Source organism: Acinetobacter psychrotolerans, from assembly GCF_048552595.1.
Lineage (GTDB): Bacteria > Pseudomonadota > Gammaproteobacteria > Pseudomonadales > Moraxellaceae > Acinetobacter.
This window is the reverse complement of record NZ_JBIMDK010000012.1, coordinates 102,423-108,904: the sequence shown is the minus strand read 5'-3', so window position 1 is coordinate 108,904 and position 6,482 is coordinate 102,423. Positions and strand designations below refer to the sequence as shown.

Below are 6,482 nucleotides of genomic sequence, written 5' to 3'. Positions count from 1 at the left end.
GTAAGTCATCGCCAGCTTTTAAATTTAAACACCCCCTCCGCTAACGCAGAGGGGGTGTTTTTTATTGCGCATAATATTTTATAAAATAACAAAATAATACGTGAAATGAATGAAATTTAATCAAAAAAGCCTATAAAACACCCAGAGGCGGATTTAAATCAATTAACATCAAGTTGCCTGCGGGCATATTTTAAAGCTGTTCTTAAGCCTTCTTCTAATGTCGGGTGGTAAAACGGTTTTTCTAAAATCTCATCAATCGTTTTTTCTTCAGAAATCATCCAGGCAAGTAAATGCGCTATATGTTCTGCTGAGTGCATAAATAATTCAGCACCCAGTATTTTTCTTGTTTTTTTATCAACATAAATTTCAGCAGCACCTTTATTCTTACCTAAAACCAATGCACGTCCTTGTTTTTCAAAAGATGAATAGCCTATTATAAATTCGGTATTTAATTTAGTCAGGCCTGAATAACTCTGACCAATTGTTGCCATTTCAGGATCACTGAATACGATTGCAAGTGTTGTTAGATTATTTAGATAAGTCGTTTCAGGAAAATTTAGACAACTGGAAACCACTAACTTTCCTTCATTAGCAGCTTCGTGTTGAAGTGGCGTTTGAGTAAAAGCATCCCCAATAATAAATATTGGAAAGTTTGCAAGTTGTTTAGTTCTATTATCAACAGGCAATTTTTTCAAATCTGAAAATAATGGATCGATTTTTTCTAAATTTAATGATGTTATATTACTTTGACGACCCGTAGCACTTAAAATAAATTCCACATTTATCTGTCTTAATTCATTGTCTTCAATAAAATTGATATTCACACCGTTCATTGTATTCTGAATGGATTCTGGCAGTATTTCAAATTTGATATCTAACTCTTTTGAAATTTCTACTTGTGCTAATTTCTGTAATTGTGGGCTGCTAAGCGCACCTACTTTTTTACTTCTAGCAAATACTGTTGTTTTTACGCCTAATCGTTGTAGAGCTTGTGCTAATTCGATAGCAATAACCCCACTTCCTATAACGGCTATGGATTCTGGTAGGGTTGGTAATTCAAATATTTCATCCGACGTTATAAGTTTATGACCAATTTCTTGTTTCCACGCAGATTCATAATTGGGGGTAGAGCCTACAGCGATAATAAATGATTTTGCAGAGTACAATTGATCATTTACTTTAACGGTATTGTTATTGATAAATTTGGCTAAGCCTGAAATTTTGTGTGAAGAATTCCAACTTTCAACATCTTTGAGTGTAGCTTGAGTAAAGCGATCACGAAGTTTTCTTAAGTATGGCATAACTTGTGATGTATCAATCTCTGCTTTGGTATTTAAAGCAACTTCATCTGAATGTTGAATATCATACATTCTGTTGGCTGTAGAAATAAGTATTTTACTTGGCATACATCCAACACGTGCACATGTAGTATCCCATGCACCACTATTAATGATCAGGATATTGTTAGTATGTTTGATGGCTTCTTTATAGGCACTTATTCCTGCCGTTCCAGCGCCAATGATAATAATGTCGTACATAATATTAACCTGACTTTGAATAATAAAAATTACATTAAAAAACATTTTAAAATAGCATATTTACACATATGAATAACTATGGTTACATAGCACTCAAAATAATCTACAACAACTTTGGGGTCTTACGTTGAGTAAAATTATGGATACTAGAAAATTTACTGGAAAATTAAGTGCTATTGCAATTTCAATTTTGTTAGCAAGTTGTGGTGGTGGGGGCGGTTATTATGACAAAAATGATAACGGAAATAGTAATGGAAATGGTAATGGTGGAACTACAGTTGAAGCTGTAAATATAACAACTATTACTTTATATGATTTAAATAACACGACTACAAATTCTGTTACTGCAGCAGGTGCAACAGCAAAAGTAAAAGTAACAGATCAGGCTGGCAAAGGTATTAGTGGTGCGATTGTTACCTTTAGTGGGGAAGGGGTAATCTTTGGTACAACAAATGGTGCAGTACTTACCAATGCTGATGGTGAAGCAAGCATTTCAATTAAACCTCAGGATATAAATACAACTGGTGCATATCAGATTTCTGCTACTGCTAATTATAATGGAACTTCTGCGACAACCAGTCCTTATAGTTTTACTTTACAAGCAGCAAATATTATTTTATTTGGGATGGTGGCAGCAACGGCTGATTTAGAATCAGGAGCATCAACGAATATTACATTAAAAACACAAGATGCAAATACAAAAGTTAATCAAAATAACGTTACTGTGAATTTTAGTGCATCATGCGGGACCTTTGAACCAGCAATTGTTGCTTCTTCAAATCAAGGTGATGTCACGACTTCTTATAAAGCGATTGGGACTGATGGGAAGTTATGTGAGGGTAAACATACAATTAGAGCTTCTGGTTCAAATATTCCTGAATCAAGAGTTGAAGTAAATATAGCCGCTATCGAAGCAAATTCTTTAGTTTATACAACGACTAATGCTGTAAATTTAGGTATAAAAAATAGTGGTTCTGCTGCATCAGGTCAAATTGAATTTACTTTGTACGCTAACGGCACACCAGCCGCGAATAAAGATGTGAATATTGAGTTGGTTCGTGCTCCAGAAGATTTAAGTTTTATCTCTTTAGGTAATCGTACGATTAAAACTGTAAAAAGTGATCCAAATGGTAAAGTTGTTGTAACTTTATATCCAGGAGATAAACCTGGGCCTGTGGAAATAAAAGCAACACTGGCATCGAATAATACAGTCTCCGCTTTATCTAAAAATGTAGCAGTTTCTACAGGTAGAGTAACTCAAGACGGTTTCAGTTTATCTGTTAGCAAAAATGCTTTGCAGAACAAGGTTGATGGTGATAGTGCAACGATCAATGTGATGCTGAGGGATCGTACTGGCAATCCTGTACCAAATGGTACAGTTGTTAGTTTTATTAGTGAGGGCGGTGTTGTTACCCCTAATTGTTCTACTACAGATGGACGATGTTCAGTAACATTATCAGTGCAAGATCCTCGACCTTTAGATAATCGAGTTACTGTTTTAGCTTATGTTGAAGGGGAGAAGCAGTACATTGATAAGAATGGTAATAATCTTTATGATGAAGGTGAACCATTTGCTAAATTGGTAAATGATAGTACTGGAAAATTAGTAGAAGAAAATACGAATATTGGTGATTTCTTTCGTGATGATAATGAAAATAATCAATATGATGCAAATTTTGGTGAATATATTTATAAACGTAGTTTTGGAAACGCATTATGTGGTCTTTCTACAATAGATCAACCAAATATTGCAGGTACATGTAATAGTGGTTTAAGTGCTGTTCTCCGTCAGCAGTTACTATTTGCATTTTCAGAAAATACAGCAACATTTACAAATGTGACTGCTAGCGGTAGCTCATTGTCTTTTAATTTATATGCGAACAGTATGCAAAGTGTTCCTATGCCGACAGGTTCTACTGTAAGTGTTACACCTGAAGATAATACCAAAGACAATAATTTGTCCTGTTCAGCTGAACTAGTGCAAGGAAGCTCTCCAGTAGCAAGTGTTTTTAACCTATTAACACCAACAACATTTAAAAATAGTACACAGACTTTATATGGCTATCGCTTAAAAGAGTGTGCGGTGGGTGATATGTTCAAGGTGTCAGTTGCTGCTCCTGATGGTAAGGTTTCAACGATAATTCTTGCATATAAATAGGGAGAAGTGCTTCGAAAAACAGCGCTCCGGCGCTGTTTTACTTTATATGTGTCTGATACCTCCTCAAAGACTGATCGTAATTCATTAAGTTTCGAAGAGGCTTAAGTGAGTAAATAGCCACTTAGCCTTATGTAATGCTTTAGTGGTGTTAATTAATAATCAAATTCATCAAAATTTGACTAGGATAGGTCATTTTAAAACTTGAATTGATTTTTAGTTAGTACTGACAGATATAGCTGAATATTCTGATAAATAAATGTTTTGTACTTCATTTAGGTGATAAAAATGCTATGTTGGTGTCAATGATTCTAAGTTGATGGAGAAAATAAAATGAGCCGCGTACGTCCAAGAATGACTAATTTATTTGAACAATTGGGTTTGGATTCTAGTGAGGTGGGTATTCAAGAATTTATTGTCACACATCAGTTAGATGCAGATACAACGATTGTGCAAGCCAATATTTGGTCTGAATCTCAACGTCAGTTTTTATCTGAAAAAATTAAATCAGATGGCGAATGGGCTTTGGTGGTCGATCAGTTAAATGAAGCTTTGCATGAAGATTCTGTAAAGTTATAATTTAAGCTAGTCTTGAATTTTGTTTAGATGATTGTAATAAAACAGTATTTTATGCTGTTTTATTACAATATAAATACTTAAAAAATAATAAATTAAGGTAGGAAAATAATGAATCAGAATAAAAGCATATTACCGCCATCATTTCCAAATCATAAATTAGTTTCACCGCAATCGAAAAGGGAGGAATTGTACTCGCTTTTGTCAGTGTAGGAATATTTTTAGAAGGCTGATTTGATCCCGAGTAATTCAAAGATTATTACTCGGGATAATTCGTGTATGAATAAGTTACCTCATCATTTCAATCAGTTCTAAAACGGCTCTCGACTGTGTACGAGCAGGGTGCCAAACCATCCCCAATTGACGGTTCATTTCAAGATCAATATTCAATTGTTGTAAATCTGGATTCAGTAAAGTTTTAGGTAAAACAGACCAACCAAGACCAATCGAAACCAACATTCGGATTGAATCTAAAGGATTATTACTCATCGTTATTTTAGGTTTTAAACCTTGTTTTTCAAACTCAGCTAAAGTGATTTGACTGGTATAGGTTTGCGCCGCTGGTAATAAGCTTGGATATTCAATTAAATCTTCAAGTTTAAGATTTTTCTTATGTGCTAGAGGATGAAATGGTGCGACAACAAATACCAAAGGGTCATTCCAAATGGTAATATAACTTAAACGGTCATCGCCTTGTGGTGGAAGCGTTAAAAAAGCTAACTCTAAATCACCTGCAAGCACTTGTTCATGTGCCTGTTCAGAATCGACAAAATGCACATCCAGTTTTACATCTGGAAATTGTTGAACGTATTTTTTTAAATGTTGTGGTAAATGGTGCAAACCAATGTGATGGCTGGTTCCAATTTTTAATTTACCACGGACTTCACCTTGCTCATGACTGAGTGTGTGGTGAATATCACCGAGTTCATTTAACCAGTTTTTAACTTTAGGTAATAATGAGTGTGCAGCATGAGTCGCTTGGATACCACGCCCAGCAGATTCAAAAAGTTTAACGCCAAAATAATCTTCTAAACTATGAATTCGTTTGGTGACTGCAGGTTGGGTAATAAACAGGAGTTCTGCTGCCATGGAAATAGATCCCGTTTCCATTACTCTTACGAAAGCTTCGAAGGCCGCTAAATTCATTGTTCAATCATCCATAAAGATTTTTTATACTAAATTCATTATTTAGAATTTTTAAGAATAAATCAAAGTAATTTTTTTATTTTTTTTATTTTGCAGTTAGTGATATTTTCTATTTGTATTTTTGAAAAATTTTAATACAACTTTTAGCTATACAATTTAAATAAAGCTCATTTATAGTCAGCGCATAAAAACAACAAAAGGAAAGCTATTTGAATCAACTTACAAACACCACCATTCACTATTTTCAACAACATACTAGAAATACCTTCTCTAAAACTTGGCTTCGATTTTTTACCACGATACTGATATTTTCTGGTTTAGGTTTAATTTGTGTATATTTTTTTAATATCTATTTCCCCATCATTATCGTCGCTATTCTCAGCATAATTTGGTTGAAGCTTCGGTTAAATCGCTTAAGAAAAATGAGAGATTTGGAGAGCTTTAAAATCCCAAATCATATTTGGCTTGCTTTTAAACAAAGACATCCGAATATTCGACAATCTTCATATCCATTTATCGAAGACGGTTTTAAAGACTATTTTGCTCTTCATTTATGTCGTAAGGGAGCTTATGCAATGCCTTCACATTCAGTGGATGCGTTATGGCATATATTGATTGAGGAATTTGATGACTTTTATGAGTCGATGAGTCAAGGTTTTTTAGGCTATAAATTGATTCATAAACCGCATGATTTACATGCAACTAAATCACAACAAGCTGCTCAAAGAGAGCAATTGCTCAATACTTGGCAAGGCGCATGTTATTTACATCATTTGAATCCACAAAACACTCAAATTTTACCGCGGCTTTTTCAGGTTGATGCTCATATTGGCTGGGAACAAGGTTTAATTTTTAGTCTCCCTTTTATGATTACGATGTATAGGCAAATGATAAGCTCAACCTCGGATCTTCCTCAGGCTTCTGCAACATCTTCATGTTCTTCTAGCTCTTGTTCAAGTTCATCAAGTGATTCGAGCCATTCACATAGTGCAGGTTCAGACTCTTCATCTTCTTGTAGTAGCTGTAGCAGCTGTGGAGGAGGTGGTGATTAGCATCTTTCGGCATAG

General features: G+C 34.6%; 5 protein-coding genes. 3 read left to right on the top strand and 2 right to left on the bottom strand.

The annotated features are described in order from the left end of the window. Positions 1-158 precede the first annotated feature (158 nt). The gene (locus ACG94X_RS11700) at positions 159-1,538 is read right to left on the bottom strand and encodes a dihydrolipoyl dehydrogenase (RefSeq protein ID WP_419383901.1); all 1,380 of its coding nucleotides are present in this window, start codon (positions 1,536-1,538) and stop codon (positions 159-161) included. A gap of 139 nt (positions 1,539-1,677) precedes the next feature. Here ACG94X_RS11700 and ACG94X_RS11695 point away from each other — a divergent pair, with 139 nt between their 5' ends. Next, positions 1,678-3,696 carry a CARDB domain-containing protein gene (locus tag ACG94X_RS11695; RefSeq protein WP_419383900.1) on the top strand — a complete coding sequence of 673 codons (2,019 nt, stop codon included), beginning with the start codon at positions 1,678-1,680 and terminating at the stop codon, positions 3,694-3,696. A gap of 330 nt (positions 3,697-4,026) precedes the next feature. Continuing rightward, the gene (locus tag ACG94X_RS11690; protein ID WP_419383899.1) at positions 4,027-4,272 is read left to right on the top strand and encodes a DUF2789 family protein; all 246 of its coding nucleotides are present in this window, start codon (positions 4,027-4,029) and stop codon (positions 4,270-4,272) included. A 285-nt stretch (positions 4,273-4,557) separates the two neighbouring features. Here the strand turns inward: ACG94X_RS11690 and ACG94X_RS11685 are convergent, their stop codons facing one another. Beyond that, positions 4,558-5,415: a LysR family transcriptional regulator gene (locus tag ACG94X_RS11685; protein ID WP_419383898.1), complete on the bottom strand. Its 858-nt coding sequence runs from the start codon at positions 5,413-5,415 to the stop codon at positions 4,558-4,560. Positions 5,416-5,624: 209 nt separating this feature from the next. On the opposite strand from ACG94X_RS11685, the gene ACG94X_RS11680 reads away from it, so the two are divergent. After that, a complete protein-coding gene (locus ACG94X_RS11680; RefSeq protein ID WP_419383897.1) occupies positions 5,625-6,467 on the top strand; it encodes a UCP032817 domain-containing protein in 843 nt (280 codons plus the stop codon). Positions 6,468-6,482 lie beyond the last annotated feature (15 nt).

Coding starts and splice junctions, on each gene's coding strand:
- ACG94X_RS11700 (WP_419383901.1), bottom strand. CDS start 1,538: ATGTACGACATTATTATCATTGGCGCTGGAACGGCAGGAATAAGTGCC.
- ACG94X_RS11695 (WP_419383900.1), top strand. CDS start 1,678: ATGGATACTAGAAAATTTACTGGAAAATTAAGTGCTATTGCAATTTCA.
- ACG94X_RS11690 (WP_419383899.1), top strand. CDS start 4,027: ATGAGCCGCGTACGTCCAAGAATGACTAATTTATTTGAACAATTGGGT.
- ACG94X_RS11685 (WP_419383898.1), bottom strand. CDS start 5,415: ATGAATTTAGCGGCCTTCGAAGCTTTCGTAAGAGTAATGGAAACGGGA.